This window comes from Cetobacterium sp., assembly GCF_977044495.1.
The window spans coordinates 18,185-38,353 of the sequence record NZ_CDRRQU010000023.1 but is presented as its reverse complement, the minus strand read 5'-3'; the positions used below and the strand labels follow the sequence as shown (position 1 = coordinate 38,353).

Below are 20,169 nucleotides of genomic sequence, written 5' to 3'. Positions count from 1 at the left end.
GGTGTAAGAGCTGTGAGGCTTTTAGCTGACCAATACTAATATATCGAAGTTTTAACCTTAATATACTACTATATAGTTTTGAATGTTCAAGAAATTGAATATTGATTGGCAACGATAGCTATGGAGGAACACCCAGTAACATTTCGAACCTGGAAGTTAAGCCCATAAACGCTGAAAGTACTTGGGGGGCAGCCCCCTGGGAGGATAGGAAGTTGCCAATCTTTTTTTTTATATTTAAAACTGGGAGATGATTATATGATAAGACAAAAAAAAGTAAAGCTAATATATAATCCTATTTCAGGTGGTGGAAAGATTTTAAAAGAGTTGGATAAAATTTTTGAAGTTTATCAAGAGCATGGATTTGTGGTTGATATCTTTAGGGTTTCTCACAATTGTAAAAAAAATGAAATTTTAGAAGAAATAGAAAGCTATGACCACTTTTTAATTTCAGGTGGAGATGGTACAATAAACAGTTTTGTGAATATTTTGAAAAAAAATAAAGTGGATATTCCAATAGCAGTATTGCCAACAGGAACGGCAAATGATTTTGCAAATGTGATAAATATGCCTAAAAATATAGAGGAAGCTTGTAGAAAGATACTCTCAACAGAAGCTAAAGAGATAGATTTGGGAAAAATAAATGACCAATATTTTATAAATATAGCTAGTATTGGAATTTTTTCTACAATTTCACAAACAACTGATAGAAATATGATAAAAACAATGGGAAAATTGGCATATATAATAAATGGAATAAAAGAGATGACCAAAATAAAAAAAATGAAAATTATATTAGAAAGTGCTGAATATAGTACGGTAACGGATATAGTTTCTTTATTTATTTTCAATGGAAAGAGTGCAGGAAGTTTTGAACTAGCTTATAATGCAAAATTGGATGATGGTTTTTTCGATGTTTTATTAGTAAAACCAGATTTCATAGTGGATGTACCAGAAATTAGTGCTGCTTTAGCTACAAAGACACATTTAGAAAAAAATATTCATTCAATAAAATATTTTAAAACTAGATTTATGAAAATTGTAGGAGTAGAAAAATATTCCACGGATATAGATGGAGAAATAGGGCCTAATTTACCCATTGAAATTGAGTGTATTCATAAAGGATTAAAAGTTTTAGGGATTAGTTAAAAAAAAATTGAAAAGAATATTAAAAAAATGGTAGAATATGAAGTAAATATAAAAAAAAGGGGATGTAAAGTTGAAGATATTTACTGAAATTTTGTTAAACTATTTTCAAAAATTAAATATAATTTTACCTAAAAATATAGATATTAAAAATATTCAAATGGATAGTAAAAAAGTTGAGAAGGGATCACTGTTTATAGCTATAAATAGTGGATATAACTACATAGCAGAAGCTCTTGAAAAAGGAGCTGAACTAGTTATCTGTGATAAAAAATCTGTAATTAAAAGTGAAAAAATTATTGAAGTTTTGGATAGTATAAAGTTTTTACAAGAGATAGCTAAATTATATAGAGAAAAATTGAATATCAAAATAATAGCAGTGACAGGTAGTGAAGGAAAAACGACAACTAAGGATTTAATATATGGAGTTCTATCGACAAAATATAAAACGAAAAAAACTCTGGGAAATTATAACAATCAAATTGGACTTCCATTCACACTACTACAACTCAAAGAAGAGGATGAAGTTGCTGTTTTAGAGATGGGAATGAGTGCTTTAGGCGAGATTGACTTATTGTCACAAATTGCGAGACCGGACTACGCAGTGATAACAAATATTGGAGACTCCCATTTGGAATTTTTGAAAAATAGAGATAATGTATTTAAGGCTAAAACTGAGATTTTAAGCTATGTGAATGAAAACAATGTTGTACTTTATGGAGATGACCCTTATTTTAGAAATTTAAAAGCTACAAAAGTTGGGTTTGAAAATAACAACAATTATATTATAAATAATTTTGATGAAGTCTATGATGGAGTTAGATTCTTTTTAAATAAAGAAAAATATTTTGTGTTTTTAAATGGACTTTATAATGTTGTAAATACATCATTTGCTATTGTTTTGGGAAAGATGTTTAAAATGTCTTATAATGAGATAGAAAGTGCATTAAAAAACATTAAAATAACTTCAATGAGATTTGAAAAAATAGAGAGAGATAAAATTTTATTTATAAATGATGCGTATAATGCCAGTCCAGTATCTATGAAAATGGCTCTAAATGCGTTTTCATCATTACCTTTGAATAGAAAAAAAATAGTTGTTTTAGGAGATGTACTTGAACTTGGTGATAAGGAGATAGAATATCATGTGGAGATATTAAACGAAGCTTTGAAGTATAATTTCGACGAAGTATTTATCTACGGCGAAAGAATGAAACAGGCTTCAGAGATATTAAAAAATTCTAAAATTACCTATTTTAGAGAGAAAAAGGATATAAAAAATAAAATTAATAAAGTGGAAAATGTATCTGTTTTATTAAAAGGATCAAGAGGAATGAAGTTAGAAGAAATAATAAAGGAGTAAGAGGGATGCTGTATTTTTTGGCAGGGTATTTTCCAGTTTTAGAGGGGCTTAAATCAATATATTTAAGAAGTTTTTTGGCATTTATATTAGCATTTTTAGTTGTTTTAGTTACTGGTAAACCATTTATAAAGTGTTTAAAAATAAAAAAGTTTGGAGAATCAATAAGAGAAGAGGGTCCAGTGAGCCATTTTTCTAAAAAAGGTACTCCAACTATGGGTGGAATTTTAATAATATGTGGAACTTTATTGACAATGTTGTTGGTAGGAGATCTTTTTAATAAATTCTTAATTTTAATGTTTGTAGTAACATTACTTTTCAGTAGTATTGGTTTTATAGATGATTATAAAAAGTTTACTGTAAATAAAAAAGGTTTGTCAGGTAAAAAAAAGTTATTAGGACAGTGTTTTATCGCAGTAGTAACATGGTTTTTTATAAAAGAATTTGGGTTGACTGGAAATAAAATTTTAGATTTGTCAATTGTGAATCCAATGATTTCTAATAGTAATTTTTATTTGGGAAGTTTTTTGATGCTAATATTTATAGCTTTGGTATTGATGGGGACATCCAATGCTGTAAATATAACTGATGGTTTAGATGGGCTGGCGATAATGCCCGTAATAATAGGTGCAACGATTTTGGGGATAATAGCGTATTTCACAGGACATATTGAGTTAAGTAACCATCTTAACTTACATTATATAGCAGGTATAGGTGAATTGTCTGTATTTTTATCAGCTTTAGTAGGAGCTGGATTAGGATTTTTGTGGTATAACTTTTATCCAGCACAGATTTTTATGGGAGATACAGGCTCTTTAACACTAGGTGGTATTCTAGGAGTCGTAGCAATTTTACTTAAGCAGGAGTTACTTTTGCCGATAATAGGAGGAGTATTTGTCTTAGAGGCTATATCAGTTATACTTCAAGTTGGCTCTTTTAAAATGAGAGGGAAAAGGGTGTTTAGAATGGCACCGATACACCATCATTTTGAATTAGCAGGGTTACCGGAAACGAAAGTGACAATGAGATTTTGGATTGTTGCATTGTTTTTAGGAATGATAGCTTTAGGTATAGTTAGATTGAGAGGAATACTGTAAATAAGACCACAGTGGAAAAATCACTGTGGTTTTTGTCGCTTAAAAATAAGGAGGAAAAATCCATGAAAAAAGCAGTTGTTTTTGGAGCGGGAGTGAGTGGAAAAGGTTCTGAAAAAACTTTAAAAAGAATGGAATACGAGGTTTTTTTAGTAGATGATAAAATAGGACTATCTTCAAAAGATGGAATGGAGATATTGTTAAATGATAAAATAGATTTGTTTATAAAGAGCCCCGGAGTTCCATATACAGAGTTGGTAAAAAAAGCTTTGGAGTTAGGAATAGAGGTCATTGATGATATAGAATTAGGATATAGATACAAGAAAATTAATAGAATTAGTGGGAAAATAATAGCGATAACGGGGACTAACGGAAAAACTACGATTACAACCAAAACTCAGGAGTTATTAGAAAAAGCAGGTTATAAAGCAAAAGTATGTGGAAACATTGGGTATTCTTTCAGTGAGACAGTTATGGAGAATCCGGAGCTTGACTACTATGTTTTAGAGGCTAGTTCATATCAGCTTGAAAATGTGAAGGAGTTTAAAGCAGATATCTCATTGGTAGTAAATTTGGCACCAGATCATCTAACAAGATATAGAGATTTGGATCACTATTATAACATAAAGTTTAATATAGGAAAAAATCAGAAGGAAAATGAATATTTTATAGTAAATACTTCATGTACCGAAAGTTTAAAAAGAGAGAGTATGATCTCTGGAAAAAAAATATTTATAGGAATGAATAAAACCGACAAGAATGAGTGTGTTTGGGTTGAAAATGGTTCTATTTTTTACGTGGATGAATTTATTTTAGAAGAAAAATTAGCCTCCTTAAAAGGAAAACATAATTTGGAAAATATGCTGTTTATAGTCTGTATAGGCAAGCTTATAGGCATTCCAACAGAGCTAATTAGAGAATTTTTATATTCGACAAAAACATTGGAACACAGAATGGAAAATTTTTTTTCATATGGTCAAGTTGAATTTATAAATGACTCTAAAGGAACTAATATAGATTCCACTAGATTTGCTATTGAAGCTTTTGAACAACCTATTCTAATTTGTGGTGGATATGATAAGGAGTTGGATTTGACCCCACTAGAAAAAATAATTCTAGAAAGAGTCAAAGAGGTTTATCTAATCGGTGATATATCTGATAAATTAGAAATAGGGCTAAAAAAAATAGGTTTTTCAGAAGAAAGAATTTTTAATCTAAAAACTTTAGACAAAGTTTTGGAAAAATTAAAATCTAGAATTGATAAAAATTATAAGGAAACTATTCTATTTTCTCCTGCGACATCAAGTTTTGATCAGTTTAAAAATTTTGAAGAAAGAGGAAAAGTTTTTAAAAATTTAGTAAAAAGTTATTTTAATTAGGAGAGAATCTATGACAAAAAAAATAATTATAACAACTGGTGGTACAGGAGGGCATATATATCCAGCGTTAGCTGTTGGAAAAAAACTTTTGAGTAGAGGTATGGAAGTTTTATTTGTCGGTAGTTCGACTAGAATGGAAAAGGATTTAGTTCCAGAAGAGGGAATTAAATTTTTAGGGATAGATGTATATCCATTTCAAAACTTAAAAAAGATATTATCAAATATAAAGGCATTCTTTCAAGCTTTTAAAATTGTTAAAAAGGAGCAACCTGATATAATAATTGGATTTGGTAATTATATATCGATACCAGTTTTGTTGGCAGGAACAATTCTGGGAAAGAAAATATATTTACAAGAGCAAAATGCGGATTTAGGACTCGCAAATAAGTTGTTTTACAAAATTGCCAAGAAATGCTTTTTAGCTTTTGATATAACTTATGAAGAGATATCGGTAAAAGACCAACATAAGTTTTTAGTGACAGGAAATCCACTAAGAGAAGATATCTATATGATGGATAAAGATATAGAAAGAGCAAGATTAAAGATAGGTAAAGATGAAAGAGTTCTTTTGATAACTGGTGGAAGCCTTGGAGCAAAATCTTTAAATGAAGCGGTAATAAAAAATTTAAAAGATATATATAAAGATAAGAGTATTAGAATTTACTGGGCTACAGGGGAGAAAAATTTTGGAGAAATAAATGAAAAGTTGGAAGATCAACAAATAAAGGTTGCGGATATTATAAAACCGTATTTTAATAATATGATAAATATAATGGCAGCTGCAGATTTAGTTGTTTGTAGAGCCGGGGCATTGACCGTGTCTGAAATAATGCAACTTGAAAAGCCATCGATTTTAATACCATATAATTCGATAAAGGTTGGTCAATATCAAAATGCAAAAATATTATCAGAAAATGAAGCAGCACTTATATATAGTGACAGTAAAGCTGATGAAGCTATAGAAAAGGCCTTAGAGCTCATAAAAAATGATGAAGAGCTGAATAAAATGAGTAGAAAAGTTAAAATTTTAAAGAAAAGTAACGCAGCTGAGAAGATAGTTGAATGCTTGGATATATGGAGGAATTAGATGGATAAGATATACTTTATTGGAATAAACGGAATAGGAATGAGTGGTCTGGCAAAAATTATGAAATTGAAGGGGTATAATGTATGTGGAGCTGATCTTTCAAGAAATTATGTCACAGAGGAGCTAGAGAAGCTTGGAATTAAAGTGTTTGGAGAACACAAGGCGAATAATATTCTTGGAGCTAGTTTAGTTGTAGCGTCAAGTGCTATAAAACAGGATAATCCAGAGATAAAAAAAGCTAAAGAGTTGGGGATAAAAGTAATAAAAAGAGGAGAACTACTATCGCTTTTAATGAATAAAGAAAAAGGGATAGCTGTGGCAGGAACTCATGGCAAAACGACAACAAGCTCTATGTTGGGGTCACTACTTTTAGATATTGACCCAACGATAGTTGTAGGAGGAATTTTGCCTGAGATAGGTTCTAATGCTAGATGTGGAAAAGCAGAGATTTTCATTGCAGAAGCTGATGAAAGTGATAACTCGTTTTTACATCTAACACCAGAAATTTCAATAATAACAAATATTGAAGCTGACCATCTTGAAAATCATGGTTCTCTTGAAAATATAAAAAAATCATTTAAGCAGTTTATGGATCAAACAAAGAAAGAGATATTAGTCTGTGATGATTGTTCTGAAACATTGGAATTAATAAAAGGTAGAAAAAATGTAAAGACTTATAGCATTAAGAAAAAAGATTCTGATATAATTGCAACAGATATAAAAATAATAAATTCAAAAACAGTATTTACGGTTATCATCAATGGTGAAAAATTCGGACAGTTTGAATTGTCAATTCCCGGAAACCATAATATTCAAAATGCCCTACCAGTTATATATTTAGCTAAAAAATATGGTGTGGATAAAAAAGTAATAGCTGAAAAACTTTTGAAATTTAAGGGTGCAAAAAGAAGATATGACATATTGCATAGTGATAAAATAAGAATAATAGATGATTATGCACATCATCCAACGGAAATTAAGGCAACTATTCAAGGTGCAAAAACAATAGAAAAAAATAAGACAATAGCAATTTTTCAACCACACAGATACAGTAGACTAAAATTTCTTTTAAACGATTTTAAAGGTAGTTTTGAGGGAGTAGATGAAGTTATACTTATGCCTGTTTATAGTGCAGGGGAGAAAAATGAGTTTGGAGTGACTTTGGAAAAATTAAAAGAGAAGATAGGGCATAAACATTGTAGAATAATAGAGAAAAATGAAGAGATAGAAAAAATAGTAGTAGGTGAAAAAGGATCAGCAACATTCTTATTTATGGGAGCAGGGAATATATCAAATCTGGCTCATACTATTGCAGAAAATATAGGGAGAACAGGAAATGAAGTTATATAAAAATCACTCAATGAAAGAGTACTCTAATATGAAAATTGGTGGAATAGCTAAAGAATTTATTGAAGTAGAAGATAAAAACGAATTGTTGGACGTTTTAAAAGAGAAAGAAAATATATTTATAATAGGAAATGGAACAAATACTTTAATTTTTGATGGAGAGTTAGAGACTACATTTGTGTCTCTTAAAGCTATTGATTATATAGATGATAAAGGGGAAGGAGTAGTTGAAGTTGGAGCAGGTCTAGATTTTTCTAGCTTGATAGACTATATGGCAGAAAAAAACTATACTGGTTTAGAAAATTTAGCAGGGATACCGGGAAGTGTGGGTGGTCTTGTTTTTATGAACGGAGGAGCTCATGGAACTGAAATTTTCGATAGAATAATATCGGTAGAAATTGTTGATGAAAATAATGAACTGAGAAGAATAGAAAAAGAAAATTTGAAATTTTCTTACAGAGTTACAGAGATAAAAGAGAAAAAATGGGTTGTGGTAAGTGCTACTTTTAAATTCGAAGAGGGATATTTAAGTGAAGTTGTAGAAAAATACAAATTGAAAAGAAGTGAGAATCACCCATTGAATGAACCAAATTTAGGGAGTACTTTTAAAAATCCAGAGGGATATTTTTCAGCTAGATTAATAATAGAGGCAGGGCTTCAAGGGAAAAAAATAGGTGGAGCGGAAGTATCAATGGTACACCCGAACTTTATAGTGAATAAAGGAGAGGCTAAATTTAAGGATATTCTAGAGATAATTGAAGAGGTAAAAGCAGGAGTAAAAAATAAAACTGGAATACAGTTGGAAGAAGAGATTATAATAGTGAGAAAATAATTGGGAGGAATCAAATGAAAATAGCAGTTGTTATGGGTGGAATTACAGCGGAGAGAGAAGTCTCTTTGAGAAGTGGACAAGCTATTTTAAATAGTCTATTAAAACAAGGGTATGAAGCATATAAGATAGATTTAACAAAGGAAAACTTAGTTTCAGCGTTTATCGAAAATACTTATGATTTAGTTTATTTAGCCCTTCATGGTGAGTATGGAGAAGATGGTAGAGTTCAGTCTGTGTTGGATATGTTAGGAAAAAAATACACGGGTTCAGGTGTGACTGGGAGTGCGGTTGCAATGAATAAAATTTTAACAAAAATGATAGCTAAAGAATTAGGGATAAGAGTTGCTGGGACATACAGCTCCATTGAAGAGATTGACAACTATCCTGTTGTTATAAAACCCGCAAAAGAGGGTTCTAGTGTTGGACTATATATTTGTAATACGAAAGAGGAGGCTTTAAAAGCCTATAAGATACTAGAAGATAAGGAACCTTTGATTGAGGAGTTTATAAAAGGGGATGAGTTGACAGCTGGGATATTAAATGGAGAAAAACTGGGAGTAGTTAGAATAAAACCAAAATCTGGACTATATGATTACGAAGCGAAATATACTGTGGGAAAAACAGAATACGAGTGTCCAGCTCAAATAGATGAAAAGGTCTATGAAGAGGTTTTAGAAGCTGCTAGAAAAATACATGAAATATTAGGATTAAAAGGAGTTACAAGAAGCGATTTTATATTAAAAGATGGAAAAGCTTACTTTTTGGAGGTAAATACTTGTCCTGGAATGACAGAGACAAGTTTGGTTCCAAAATTGGCGGCATTAAAAGGTTACTCTTTTGATGATTTAACTAAAGCAGTAGTGGAAAGTTGTTAAATAGAAAATATCTGAAATAACAGGGAGAGATTCTTGAAAAATATATTTAAAATTGCTATAATATTGGCATTGACTTTGATTATAATTCAAGTTGAAAAGGACTTTAAAAACAGAGAGTTTTTCAACATTTCGAAAGTTCAAATTAGTGAAGTTTCAGCAAATCTTAAATCAGATTTAGAAAAAATAAAAATAGAGATTTTGGGAAAAAATATCAATGAATTAAATTTAGAAGAGTTAGAAAAAAAATTATTAAAAGATGTAAGAATAAAAAAAGTGTCTATTTCCAAACAAAATTTGAATGAGATAATTATTGAAATAACAGAAAAAGATAGCAGTTATTATGCACAATATAACTCAAAAATATATACAATGGATGAGCAGGGGACAGTTTTTGGGAAACTAGATGAGTATCCTAAAAAAAGTATGCCAATTCTTGTATTAGGAAATGCAAAGGAAGAAAAATATCTTTTAGAGATAATGGAAAAGCTAAAAGAACTAGATTTAAAGGATGAAGTTTCACAGTTATACGCTGAGAATAAAAATTTAATATGTATTATTTTGAGAGATGGAACTAAGATAAAGACCGAACTTGAGGTTTCCAAACAAAAATATGAAATAATGATGAATCTATACAAGGAGTTGATAAAGGCTAAAGTAATAGATTATATAGATATAAGGTTTACAGATATAGTAGTAATGGAAAAGGAGGGGAAAAGTGCGAGATAATATTACAAAATTAGCTTTGGATGTTGGAAATGGTAAAATAAAATTTATTTTGGGAGAACTTAGTACAGAAGGATTAAAGTTAAGAGTGCTGGATTACTTAGAGGTGCCAAGTGAAGGCATAAAAAGATCGATAGTGGAGGATGCAGAACTTTTAAGTGCGAGTATTGCTAAAGGTCTAAAAGAGTTAGAGCAAAGAAATGGGAGAGAGTTTGAAGCTATTTCACTAGGTGTTAGTAACGACAGAATTATTTCAAAAACTGATCATGGATGTATTGAATTTGATGAAAAAGAGATAACAGCTCAGGATATGTACAATTTGATAGAATTGATAAAGGGCACTATATTGAAAGAGGATGAAATCGTTATTGAACAAGAGGCCTATAATGTTAGAGTAAACAGTTCTGGAATATTAAAAAATCCAATTGGTCAAATTGGAAAAAGTATTCAAGGGGATGTCCATTTAATAACTATAAAAAAAGATCAGTTAGATCCATTGGTAGAAGTTATAAATAACGCAGGATTAAAAGTGGAGGATATATTTTTAAATGCGTCAGCCTCCGCAAAATCAACCTTAGAACATGGAGACAGACAGATGGGAGTAGCTCTAATCGATATAGGAGAAGGAGTTACAGATATAGCTATATATAAAAATGATAAAATAATTTATACAAAATCTTTATCAATAGGTGGAATGCATTTTGTAAACGATATAAGCTATCTTTTAAAAATACCTAAGAAAGAAGCTAAAGAGATTCTTGAAAAGTTGAGAAGTAAACAGTATTCTGATGGAGTGATAAAAACAGAAAATGGAGAATACAAAATAGATGAAATTAAAGAGATAATCGACGCTAGAACAGGTGATTTAATTAATTTTATTTCGAAAACAATAGAGGAGTCAGGATTCAACGGGTATCTAGGAAAAGGTCTAGCTTTTACAGGTGGAGCGGTATCAATAGACGAGATTTTTAGTAAAGTGGGTAGTAAGATGGAATGTGCTGTTAGAAAAGTTGCACCGTTTCCACTTAGAGGATTGGAGAATGTAAATCCATCTATGTCCACAGTGATTGGTGTTTTGTTAACAAAATTAGAAGCGGAATTTAAAAAGAGAAACGAAAAGATGGAGGAAAGTTTAAAGGACGAAGTTACAGCCATTGAAAAAGAGGAAGAAATATTTGTTACAGAACTTCCTATAAATGAAACAGCTTTTAGACAAGAGGACTACGAAGAAGAGTATGAAGAAGAAGTGGCTACAGATGGAACTTTAAACAAAATTAAAAAATGGATTTCTAACTTTATATAATAAGGAGCTGTGTGAAAATGTTTAATAACGAATGTGAAGTAAAGATAAAAGTAATCGGAGCTGGAGGAGCTGGAGGAAATGCAATAAATGATATGATTTCAGCTGGAGTGACTGGTGTAGAGTATATTGCGGCAAATACGGACGCTCAAGATTTGAATAACTCTTTAGCGGATATAAGAGTTCAACTAGGTGAAAAATTAACAAGAGGTTTGGGAGCTGGAGCTGACCCAGAAGTTGGTAAGCAAGCTGCTGAAGAGGATGTTGAAAAATTAAGAAACTTATTAGAAGAAACAGATATGTTATTTATAACAGCTGGGATGGGTGGAGGAACAGGAACAGGTTCAGCGCCAGTAATAGCTAAGATAGCTAAAGAGATGGGAGTTTTAACTATAGGTATAGTAACTAGACCGTTTTCATTTGAAGGAAGAAAAAGAGAAAGTAATGCAGCTTTAGGACTATCGAATTTAGAAAAGCACGTTGATTCATTAGTGATAATACCTAATGACAAATTGTTTGAATTACCAGAAAAAACAATAACTTTACAGAATGCATTTAAAGAAGCTAATAATATTTTAAAAATAGGTATTAAAGGTATTGCGGATTTGATGATAGGTAGAGGACTTATTAACTTAGACTTCGCTGATATTAAGGCTACTATGCAAAATTCGGGAGTTGCAGTTTTAGGGTTTGGAGAGGGAGAAGGAGAGAATAGAGTTGCTAAAGCTACAGAAAAAGCGCTATCATCACCTCTTTTAGAAAAGTCTATTATGGGAGCGAGCAAGGTTTTAATAAATATAGCTGGTTCATCAAATCTAGGGCTTATGGAAGCTCAAGCCATAGCTAATATAGTTAAAGAAGCGGCGGGAAAAACAGCTGAGGATATTATGTTTGGAATAACAGCAGATGAATCGTATGGAGATAAAATTCAAGTTACAATAATCGCTAATAGCTTTGGTGATGAGCAGGAAAAAACTGAATCATTTATAAACGTAGAGAAAAAAGCTGAAGCTCCAAAAGTAGAGGAAACGGCAGAAGTGAGAGATGAATTAGATTTACCACCATGGATTAGAGCTAATAGAAGAGACTAAAAAAACACTTGTAAAATTATTGATTCTATGTTAGAATTAATAATGCCCTGCTCAAGATCACTGTGTATTTTGGGCTAAAACCATAGGGAGGAGGTAATAACATGAAAAAGTATGAATTAATGTTCATCATCAACCCAACTATATTAGAAGAGGGAAGAGAAACTGTGATAGCTAAAGTTAACAATATCTTAACTACAGCTGGAGCAACTGTTCTTAAATCTGAAAAGTGGGGAGAGAGGAAGCTTGCTTATCCAATCGATAAGAAGAAAACAGGATTCTACGTACTAACTACTTTAGAGATAGACGGTACTAAGTTAACTGAGGTTGAGTCAAAGCTTAACATAACTGAAGAAGTTATGAGATACATCATAGTTAAGAACGACTAATTAAAACTAAAGAAAACGTTTATTCTCAAATAAGGAGGTTATTAGAATGGCAGAATTCAGAAGAAGAAGAGCTAAATTAAGAGTTAAAGCTGAAGAAATCGATTACAAAAATGTTGATTTATTAAAAAGATTCGTATCTGATAAAGGAAGAATCAATCCTTCTAGAGTAACTGGAGCTAACGCTAAGTTACAAAGAAAGATAGCTAAAGCTGTTAAGAGAGCTAGAAACATTGCTCTTATTCCATATACAAGAGTAGAGAAGTAAAATAATGAGGTTGAAGATTTATTCTTCAGCCTTTTTTTCTACATTGGAATATTAAAAATATAAAATAAAAGTTACAAAAATAAAAAAAAGACAGGCTTTTTTATATTTAAAGCTGTCTTTTTTTATAAGCATTATTTGCTTAATATCTTTCTAAGTCTAGCACTTAGAGTATTAGCATTTGCTTTAAGGATTTGCATAACTTCAACTTCATTAGCAGTCTTTAAAGTTTTTAAAGTTTTAGTACAAACTTTAACTTTAACAGTAACACCATTGATAACAACTTTAGTTGTTTGTAAGTTAGGCTTCCAAACTCTTCCCGTTACTCTGTGTGAGTGAGAAATTTGATTTCCAAAAGCCATTCCTTTTCCAGTAATTTCACATCTTTGCATTCTATTTACACCTCGCTTTCGTTATAAACATGCAAATTATTATACCATTACTGAAATAAAATATCAAGGTATTTTTTAAATTATTTGGAACAGTTTATAAAAAGCATTAAATATGTTATAATGTTAGGGTAAAATATATATAGAAAAGGTGATATGTAATATGAATGTTCATAGCTATAAAGTATTGGAGTTTAATAAGTTAAGAGAAGAGTTATCTCAGTATATGACTATTGAAGAAAATCAAGAAAAGGTACTTGAATTAGAGCCATTTAAAGATATAAATTCTTTAAGAAAAGAGTTAGAAATAATAAAAGATTTTATGGATTTTTTAAAATATGATGGTGGGTTTGAACCAGCTGGGATGAGGGATATAGCGGGTATTACAAGAAAAGCTCAACTCGTTGGAATGTATTTAGAGCCAGAAGATTTGTGGTCAATAAATATAAACTTAAGAATTTTTAGAATCTTTAAGGGAAGATTGGAGGGCTTAGAAAAATATAGAGATTTAAGAGGAAAATTTATAAATGTTCCAACCCTTAAAAATTTTGAGGATTTGATAAACAAGGCGATAGATCCGGATAAAAATATAAAAGATGACGCCTCCATAGATTTGAGAGAACTAAGATTTCAAAAGAAAAATATGGTAGCAAATATTAAAAGAAAATTTGAAGAGGTGTTTGCTAACCCAACCTATACTAAAGCTATACAGGAAAAAATCATAACCACAAGAGATGGGAGAAGTGTGATTCCTGTCAAAACAGATTTTAAAGGTCTTATTAAAGGGATAGAGCATGATAGGTCTTCAAGTGGTTCAACAGTATTTATAGAACCGATATCAATTGTATCTTTAAATAATAAAATGAGAGAGTTAGAAGTTAGAGAAAGAGAGGAGATTAGAAAGATACTTCTAAGGTTGACTGACCAAGTTAGACTAAATACAGAGGTGATAAATGAGATTGGAGCATCAATAATGTATTTGGATATATTGAATGGAAAATCTCAATTTGGTATAGAAAAAAAATGTACAATTCCAGAGATAAACAATAAAGAGATGCTATCTTTAGTAAAAGCTAGACATCCTTTTATAGATGAGAATATGGTCGTACCTTTAACCTTTGAAATAGGAAAAAATTATAATACGCTATTGATAACAGGTCCAAATACAGGTGGAAAAACTGTGGCATTAAAAACAGCTGGACTATTGACACTGATGACTCTAAGTGGTCTTCCAATTCCTGCAGATGAAAAAACAAGCATAGGATTTTTTAATGGTGTCTTTGCAGATATAGGTGATGAGCAGAGCATAGAACAATCATTATCATCATTCTCAGCACACTTAAAAAATATACAGGAGATATTAAATTCGGTTACGAAGGCTTCATTGATATTGTTAGATGAGCTAGGTTCTGGAACTGATCCAATGGAGGGATCAGCTTTTGCAATGGCAGTAATCGATTATTTAAAAGATAAGAAATGCAAATCATTAATAACAACACATTATAGTGAAGTTAAAGCTTATGGATACAATGAAATAGATATAGAGACAGCGTCAATGGAGTTCAACGTAGAAACCCTTTCGCCAACATATAGACTTCTAATAGGAGTACCTGGGGAAAGTAATGCCTTGACAATAGCAAAAAGATTGGGTATTTCTGAAGTGATTATTGAAAAAGCAAAAAGCTATATAAGTGATGAAGATAAAAAAGTAGAAAAAATGATTTCCAATATAAAGGATAAATCTTTGGAATTGGAAAATATGCAATTGGAAGTAGAAATTCTAAAGGCTCAAGCCCAAAAAGATAAAGATGAATATGAAGAGAAATTGAGAGTATTAGAAAAAGAGAAAAATCAAATACTGAAAGAAGCATATGAAAAAGCTGAATTGATGATGAAAGATATGCAAAATAAAGCTGCTGCATTAGTCAATAAGATTCAAAAAGAGGATAAAACAAAAGAGGAGATGAAAGAGGTTCAAAAGAAACTTAATATGCTTAGAACTTCCCTACAAGAAGAGAAGTCTGAAAATGTAGAAGTGAAAGTAAAAGTGGCAAGAAAGATAGACTATAAGGTTGGAGATAGAGTATTTGTAAATAGTCTAAATCAATATGCCATTGTAAATAAGATAAACTTGAATAAAGAAACATTGAATATACAGGCGGGGATATTAAAATTAGAAGTTTCAATGGATGACGTAAAAACAGTAGTAGAACCAAAGAAAAAAGAATATAGACCTATAAATGCACATACTAAAACAAAAGTGAAAAATGAAGTGGATTTAAGAGGTAAATTGGTTGACGAAGCTATATATGAGTTGGAGACATATATGGATAGAGCTTTGATGAATGGTTATACAGAGATATATGTAATCCATGGGAAAGGAACAGGAGCATTGAGAGCAGGAGTGATGGAATTTTTGAAAACCTCAGGATATGTTAAAGAGTATAGAGCTGGTGGACATAATGAAGGAGGAATTGGATGTACTGTGGTGACTCTAAAATAATTTTGATTATAGCTGCTGCTGGAGTAGGTAAACGGATGAAATTGGGCTATCCTAAGCAATTTTTAGAAATAGATGGAAAACCTTTATTTATAAGGTCTTTAGAAGTTGCTGAAAGAAGCGAGTATGTGAGTGAGATTATTATTAGCACAGAGCAAGAATCGATAGAGTTAGTGGAACAATTATGTAAGAAATATAAAATATTTAAGGTTAAAAATATTATTTCAGGTGGAGATGAAAGACAGTATTCTATAGAAAATGCGTTGGAATATTGTGAAGATAATAGTATAATAGCAGTACAAGATGCTGTGAGACCATTTTTAAAAGAAAAATATTTTTATCAAGCATTGGAGATGTTCGAGGAGGATTTAAAAATTGATGGAGTTGTTGTAGGGGTTCCGTTGAAAGATACTATTAAAAGAGTTAGTATTGATGGTAAAGTTATTGAAACTCCAAAGAGAGAGGAGTATATAGCTGTTCATACCCCACAAATATTTAAGGGTAGGATATTGAAAGAAGCTTATAAAAAAGCTAGGGAGGATAATTTTTTAGGAACTGACGATTCCTCGCTAGTTGAGAGAATAGGTGGTAAAGTAAAAATTTTAATAGGGGATTATGACAATATAAAAATTACAACTGTGGAGGATTTAAAATTTCTTTAATTTGATAGAGGAGAGGGAAATGAAAGTTTTTTTAGCTCAGATAAAACCAATATTAGGAGATATAGAAAAAAATTTAAAAAAAATAGTTGATATAGTGAAGAGAGAGATTGAGAAGGGAACAGAGGTCATTGTGTTTCCAGAGCTATCTTTAACAGGGTATTTATTGGAAGACATGGTCTATGATATAGCTATAACTGAGGTGCCAGAAAAACTATTACAACTATCTAAAAGCATATCAATAATAGTTGGAGCAGTGGAGCTAGGTGAAGATTTGTATCACTATAATACAGCTTTTTACTTAGAGGATGGAGAGGTAAAGCACAGACATAGAAAAGTTTACCTACCGACTTATGGTCTTTTTGACGAAGGAAGATATTTTAAAGAGGGGGAAAATATAAGAGCTTTTGATACAAAATTTGGAAGAGTTGGAATGCTGATATGCGAAGATATCTTTCATCAAAGTGCTTCATATATTTTGGGACAAGATGGGGCTCAAACAATTTTTGTTATAGCAAATAGTCCAACAAGACTTTCAAATAAAGGATTGGAAATAAGTGACATTTGGAAGTCTATATGTAAGACAACAGCTGTTAGCAATGGGTGTTTTGTTATTATGGTAAATAGAGTAGGAGTAGAAGATGGGGTCAACTTCTGGGGAGGAAGTTTTGCAATCAATCCATCAGGAGATATTATAGAAAAAATGGAATACTTCAAAGAAGATGGAAAAAACATTCTAGTGGACAAAAAAGAGATAATAAAGGTTAGATTTGCATCGGGGTCATATAAAAATGAGAAAATAGATTTAGTACTAAATGAATTGACAAGAATAAGAAAAAGTAGATAGATTTATTAGAAGGAGTACCGATGAGAAAAACTTTAAAAATAGCTTTAGGACTTTTATGCGGAGTTAGTATTTTAGTGAGTATATTTTATGCGAATAAAGAGAATCCAAGAGTTTATTTAAGCGATAGGATAAACTTGGTATACGTAAATGAAGATATTGATCATAAAAATTTTGAAAATGTTATAAATCTTTTGAATAAAGCAGATTTTAATGTTGACAATGAAATAAAAAAAGGATTGAGCTATGTTAAAGGACTATATATAGTTTCAGATAGTAGTTTTATCTCTGAGAAAAAATCATGCGTAGGAATTATTGATTTTGGGTATGTATATCCTTTTATAAAATTAAAAGTGGAAACTTATTTTGATAAAGTGAATGATTTTTATATACTTAAGGATGAATACGCAAAAAGATATTTGAAAGGTGAGCAAATATACTTAAAAATAGAAAAAGGAAACTTTTTAATAGGAAAAAAAGAGAAGGATATCGAAAGAATATTAAAAAATGAAAAGTATTTCAATCAGAATATTTTGAAAATTTTGGATAGAGAAAAGGATAAAAATCTTGGAATGTTAATATTGAATTTGGGTAAAAATCCCTTAGGTGGATTTGATGAACTTGTTCTAACGGGAGAGGTAAATAAAAAAGAAGAAATGATATTGACTGCAAATATAGGTGGGAAAAACGATATTATAAAGAGTTTTAATGGAATAGCTCAAGATGGACTTTCAGGGAAAAAAACTATTGAGAAAAATAAACTTTATTTAAGAAGTACAAGGGATGCAGAGTTAAGATCGTTTCTATTCTTTTTAAATTATTTCTTTAGAGACAGTTTTATTGAAGGAGTGTCTTCAAATGTATATATAAATAGTCCAAAGAATGATGAGAAAATTGCAACTTTAAGTAGCGATAAGGTAATGGATGTTGAAATTGAAAAAAAACAGTTTATGTCAGGATATATCGATATAAAAGTAAAAAATAAAGTGATAGGAAATGTGGAGTTGAAAGGAATAGCAGAAGAAGATAGATTGCGAATAAGTACAATTTTAAGTGAAGAGATAGTGGTTAATCTATTGAGAGCGGCTAAGTAGGAGGGCATAAAATGATAAAGATATATAATACGCTTAAAGGTGAGTTAGAAATATTTAAACCTCTAAAAGAGGGTGAGGTTTCAATGTATGTTTGTGGACCGACAGTTTATAACTATATTCATATTGGGAATGCTAGACCAGCTATATTTTTCGATACTGTGAGAAGATACTTTGAATTTAGAGGTTATAAAGTGAAATATATTCAAAATTTCACAGATGTTGATGATAAAATGATAAAAAAAGCTAATGAAGAGGGAGTGACTCTTCAAGATATAGCTAAAAAATATATAGACGCATACTTTGAAGATACAGCAAAGATTAACTTAAAAGAGGAGGGGATGATAAGACCTAAAGCAACCGAACATATCGGCGAAATGATAAAAATTATAAAAACACTGATTGAAAAAGGTTATGCTTATGAATCTCAAGGAGATGTATATTTTGACGTAAACAGTTATAAGCAAGAATATGGTGAATTGTCAGGACAAAGTATTGATGATTTGAAAAGCGGTGCAAGAATAGACGTATCAGAAATAAAGAAAGACCCATTAGATTTTGCTCTATGGAAAAAAGCTAAGGAAGGAGAACCTTTCTGGAATTCACCTTGGGGAAAAGGAAGACCCGGATGGCATATAGAGTGTTCTGCAATGTCAAATAAATATTTAGGACCTACATTTGATATCCATGGTGGAGGACAAGATTTGATATTTCCACATCACGAAAACGAAATTGCACAGTCAAAGTGTGGAACAGGTGGAGAATTTGCTAGATACTGGATACATAATGGCTATATAAACGTAAAGGGAGAGAAGATGTCTAAGTCCCTAGGAAACTTTTTTCTTTTAAGAGAGGTGCTAGAGCAGTTCGAGGGAAGAGTAGTGAGATTTTTTATTTTAAGCTCTCATTATAGGAAACCGATTGATTTTTCTGACAATGAGTTAATTCAAAGTAAAGCTGGATTAGAAAGAATAGAAAATGCTATATCTAGAGGAAAAGAGATTTTAACATCAAAGCCAGCTGAAAATGGATCAGACCTTACAGAGTTAAAAGAAATCTTGGAGATATCAAAAGATAAATTTATAAGATGTATGGATGAAGATTTCAACACTGCTGGTGGAATAGGAGCTATATTTGAACTTGTGAAAGAGTTAAATAAAGCTGGAGAGATTAATAAAATCTCTAAAATTGGATTTGAAGTGTTAGAAGATACAATTGAATATATAAGAGTTGTTATGGAAGAGGTATTTGGAGTTCTATTAAAAGTGGAGGTTCAAGTGGGAGATATGACAACAGAGCTAATTGAATTTTTACTTGAACTGAGAAGAGAGGCGAGAGATAATAAAAATTGGGAATTTTCAGATAAAGTAAGAGATAGACTTTTAGAGATGGGGATTAAAATAAAGGATGGAAAGGAAAAGACAACATGGTCAATTTAGATGTGCGTGAAGCAAATGGTTTAGTTTTGGCATATTTAGGTGATTCTGTGTGGGAGCTTTCCATAAGAACATACTTTATAAACAAGGGTTACAATATAAAAAATTTAAATAGATTGGTAAAAGAACACGTAAATGCTCAGGCTCAAAGTAAATATTTAAAAAATATAATTGATGACTTAGATGAAGATAAATTAACATTGGTGAATAGATCTAAAAATAGTAACATAAAAACTTTTCCTAAATCGTGTAGTGTTATGGAGTATAAAGAGGCGACGGCTTTTGAAGCTTTAATTGGTGCGCTTTATGTCGAGGGAAAAATGGAAGAAATAAATAAAATAGTAGAAAAAAACTTAGGTTAAGGAGTGATA

The 20,169-nt window shown here is 30.9% G+C and carries 20 protein-coding genes and 1 rRNA gene; 20 read left to right on the top strand and 1 reads right to left on the bottom strand.

Translation table 11 applies throughout. From position 1 onward, the window contains the following. The first annotated feature begins 104 nt into the window (after window positions 1–104). From rrf to rpsR, 14 genes are all read left to right on the top strand, one after another. Window positions 105–221, top strand: a 5S ribosomal RNA gene (gene rrf, locus ACWI69_RS07165). Window positions 222–255: 34 nt separating this feature from the next. Then, window positions 256–1,146: a YegS/Rv2252/BmrU family lipid kinase gene (locus tag ACWI69_RS07160; RefSeq protein ID WP_448821153.1), complete on the top strand. Its 891-nt coding sequence runs from the start codon at window positions 256–258 to the stop codon at window positions 1,144–1,146. A gap of 70 nt (window positions 1,147–1,216) precedes the next feature. After that, window positions 1,217–2,506, top strand: a complete 1,290-nt coding sequence (locus tag ACWI69_RS07155) for a UDP-N-acetylmuramoyl-tripeptide--D-alanyl-D-alanine ligase (RefSeq protein WP_448821152.1) — start codon at window positions 1,217–1,219, stop codon at window positions 2,504–2,506. Window positions 2,507–2,511: 5 nt separating this feature from the next. Beyond that, a complete protein-coding gene (mraY, locus tag ACWI69_RS07150; protein WP_448821151.1) occupies window positions 2,512–3,600 on the top strand; it encodes a phospho-N-acetylmuramoyl-pentapeptide-transferase in 1,089 nt (362 codons plus the stop codon). Window positions 3,601–3,662: 62 nt separating this feature from the next. Then, complete coding sequence (gene murD, locus ACWI69_RS07145; protein ID WP_448821150.1) at window positions 3,663–4,976, top strand: UDP-N-acetylmuramoyl-L-alanine--D-glutamate ligase; 1,314 nt, start codon at window positions 3,663–3,665, stop codon at window positions 4,974–4,976. Window positions 4,977–4,986: 10 nt separating this feature from the next. Further along, window positions 4,987–6,063: an undecaprenyldiphospho-muramoylpentapeptide beta-N-acetylglucosaminyltransferase gene (gene murG, locus ACWI69_RS07140; RefSeq protein ID WP_448821149.1), complete on the top strand. Its 1,077-nt coding sequence runs from the start codon at window positions 4,987–4,989 to the stop codon at window positions 6,061–6,063. Beyond that, window positions 6,064–7,413, top strand: coding sequence for a UDP-N-acetylmuramate--L-alanine ligase (gene murC, locus ACWI69_RS07135; RefSeq protein ID WP_448821148.1), 1,350 nt, complete (start codon window positions 6,064–6,066; stop codon window positions 7,411–7,413). Further along, complete coding sequence (murB, locus tag ACWI69_RS07130) at window positions 7,400–8,242, top strand: UDP-N-acetylmuramate dehydrogenase (protein WP_448821147.1); 843 nt, start codon at window positions 7,400–7,402, stop codon at window positions 8,240–8,242. The genes murC and murB overlap by 14 nt, the downstream gene beginning before the upstream one ends. 14 nt (window positions 8,243–8,256) lie before the next feature. Further along, the gene (locus ACWI69_RS07125) at window positions 8,257–9,117 is read left to right on the top strand and encodes a D-alanine--D-alanine ligase (protein ID WP_448821146.1); all 861 of its coding nucleotides are present in this window, start codon (window positions 8,257–8,259) and stop codon (window positions 9,115–9,117) included. A 33-nt stretch (window positions 9,118–9,150) separates the two neighbouring features. After that, window positions 9,151–9,843, top strand: a complete 693-nt coding sequence (locus ACWI69_RS07120; protein ID WP_448821145.1) for a cell division protein FtsQ/DivIB — start codon at window positions 9,151–9,153, stop codon at window positions 9,841–9,843. Beyond that, window positions 9,833–11,143, top strand: a complete 1,311-nt coding sequence (gene ftsA / locus ACWI69_RS07115; protein WP_448821144.1) for a cell division protein FtsA — start codon at window positions 9,833–9,835, stop codon at window positions 11,141–11,143. The genes ACWI69_RS07120 and ftsA overlap by 11 nt, the downstream gene beginning before the upstream one ends. 17 nt (window positions 11,144–11,160) lie before the next feature. Beyond that, entirely contained in the window at window positions 11,161–12,231 is a 1,071-nt protein-coding gene (gene ftsZ / locus ACWI69_RS07110; RefSeq protein WP_448821143.1) for a cell division protein FtsZ, read from the top strand. 101 nt (window positions 12,232–12,332) lie between these two features. Next, window positions 12,333–12,617 (top strand): 30S ribosomal protein S6, encoded by a 285-nt coding sequence (rpsF, locus tag ACWI69_RS07105; protein WP_448821142.1) that lies wholly within the window; start codon window positions 12,333–12,335, stop codon window positions 12,615–12,617. 46 nt (window positions 12,618–12,663) lie between these two features. Next, window positions 12,664–12,882, top strand: coding sequence for a 30S ribosomal protein S18 (gene rpsR / locus ACWI69_RS07100; protein ID WP_023051045.1), 219 nt, complete (start codon window positions 12,664–12,666; stop codon window positions 12,880–12,882). A gap of 131 nt (window positions 12,883–13,013) precedes the next feature. On the opposite strand, the gene rpmB is transcribed toward rpsR, so the two are convergent. Continuing rightward, window positions 13,014–13,271, bottom strand: coding sequence for a 50S ribosomal protein L28 (gene rpmB / locus ACWI69_RS07095; RefSeq protein WP_448821141.1), 258 nt, complete (start codon window positions 13,269–13,271; stop codon window positions 13,014–13,016). A 160-nt stretch (window positions 13,272–13,431) separates the two neighbouring features. Here rpmB and ACWI69_RS07090 point away from each other — a divergent pair, with 160 nt between their 5' ends. From ACWI69_RS07090 to ACWI69_RS07065, 6 genes are read left to right on the top strand one after another with little or no spacing between them, the layout of a single operon-like run. Further along, window positions 13,432–15,771: an endonuclease MutS2 gene (locus ACWI69_RS07090; protein WP_448821140.1), complete on the top strand. Its 2,340-nt coding sequence runs from the start codon at window positions 13,432–13,434 to the stop codon at window positions 15,769–15,771. Continuing rightward, window positions 15,747–16,430, top strand: a complete 684-nt coding sequence (gene ispD, locus ACWI69_RS07085) for a 2-C-methyl-D-erythritol 4-phosphate cytidylyltransferase (RefSeq protein WP_448821139.1) — start codon at window positions 15,747–15,749, stop codon at window positions 16,428–16,430. Before ACWI69_RS07090 ends, ispD begins: the two co-directional genes overlap by 25 nt. Window positions 16,431–16,449: 19 nt before the next feature. Beyond that, window positions 16,450–17,274 (top strand): nitrilase-related carbon-nitrogen hydrolase, encoded by an 825-nt coding sequence (locus ACWI69_RS07080; protein ID WP_448821138.1) that lies wholly within the window; start codon window positions 16,450–16,452, stop codon window positions 17,272–17,274. Between the two features lie 20 nt (window positions 17,275–17,294). Beyond that, entirely contained in the window at window positions 17,295–18,365 is a 1,071-nt protein-coding gene (locus tag ACWI69_RS07075; protein WP_448821137.1) for a hypothetical protein, read from the top strand. Between the two features lie 11 nt (window positions 18,366–18,376). Beyond that, complete coding sequence (gene cysS / locus ACWI69_RS07070; protein WP_448821136.1) at window positions 18,377–19,801, top strand: cysteine--tRNA ligase; 1,425 nt, start codon at window positions 18,377–18,379, stop codon at window positions 19,799–19,801. Next, window positions 19,789–20,160, top strand: coding sequence for a Mini-ribonuclease 3 (locus ACWI69_RS07065; RefSeq protein ID WP_448821135.1), 372 nt, complete (start codon window positions 19,789–19,791; stop codon window positions 20,158–20,160). Before cysS ends, ACWI69_RS07065 begins: the two co-directional genes overlap by 13 nt. The last annotated feature ends 9 nt before the right edge of the window (window positions 20,161–20,169 follow it).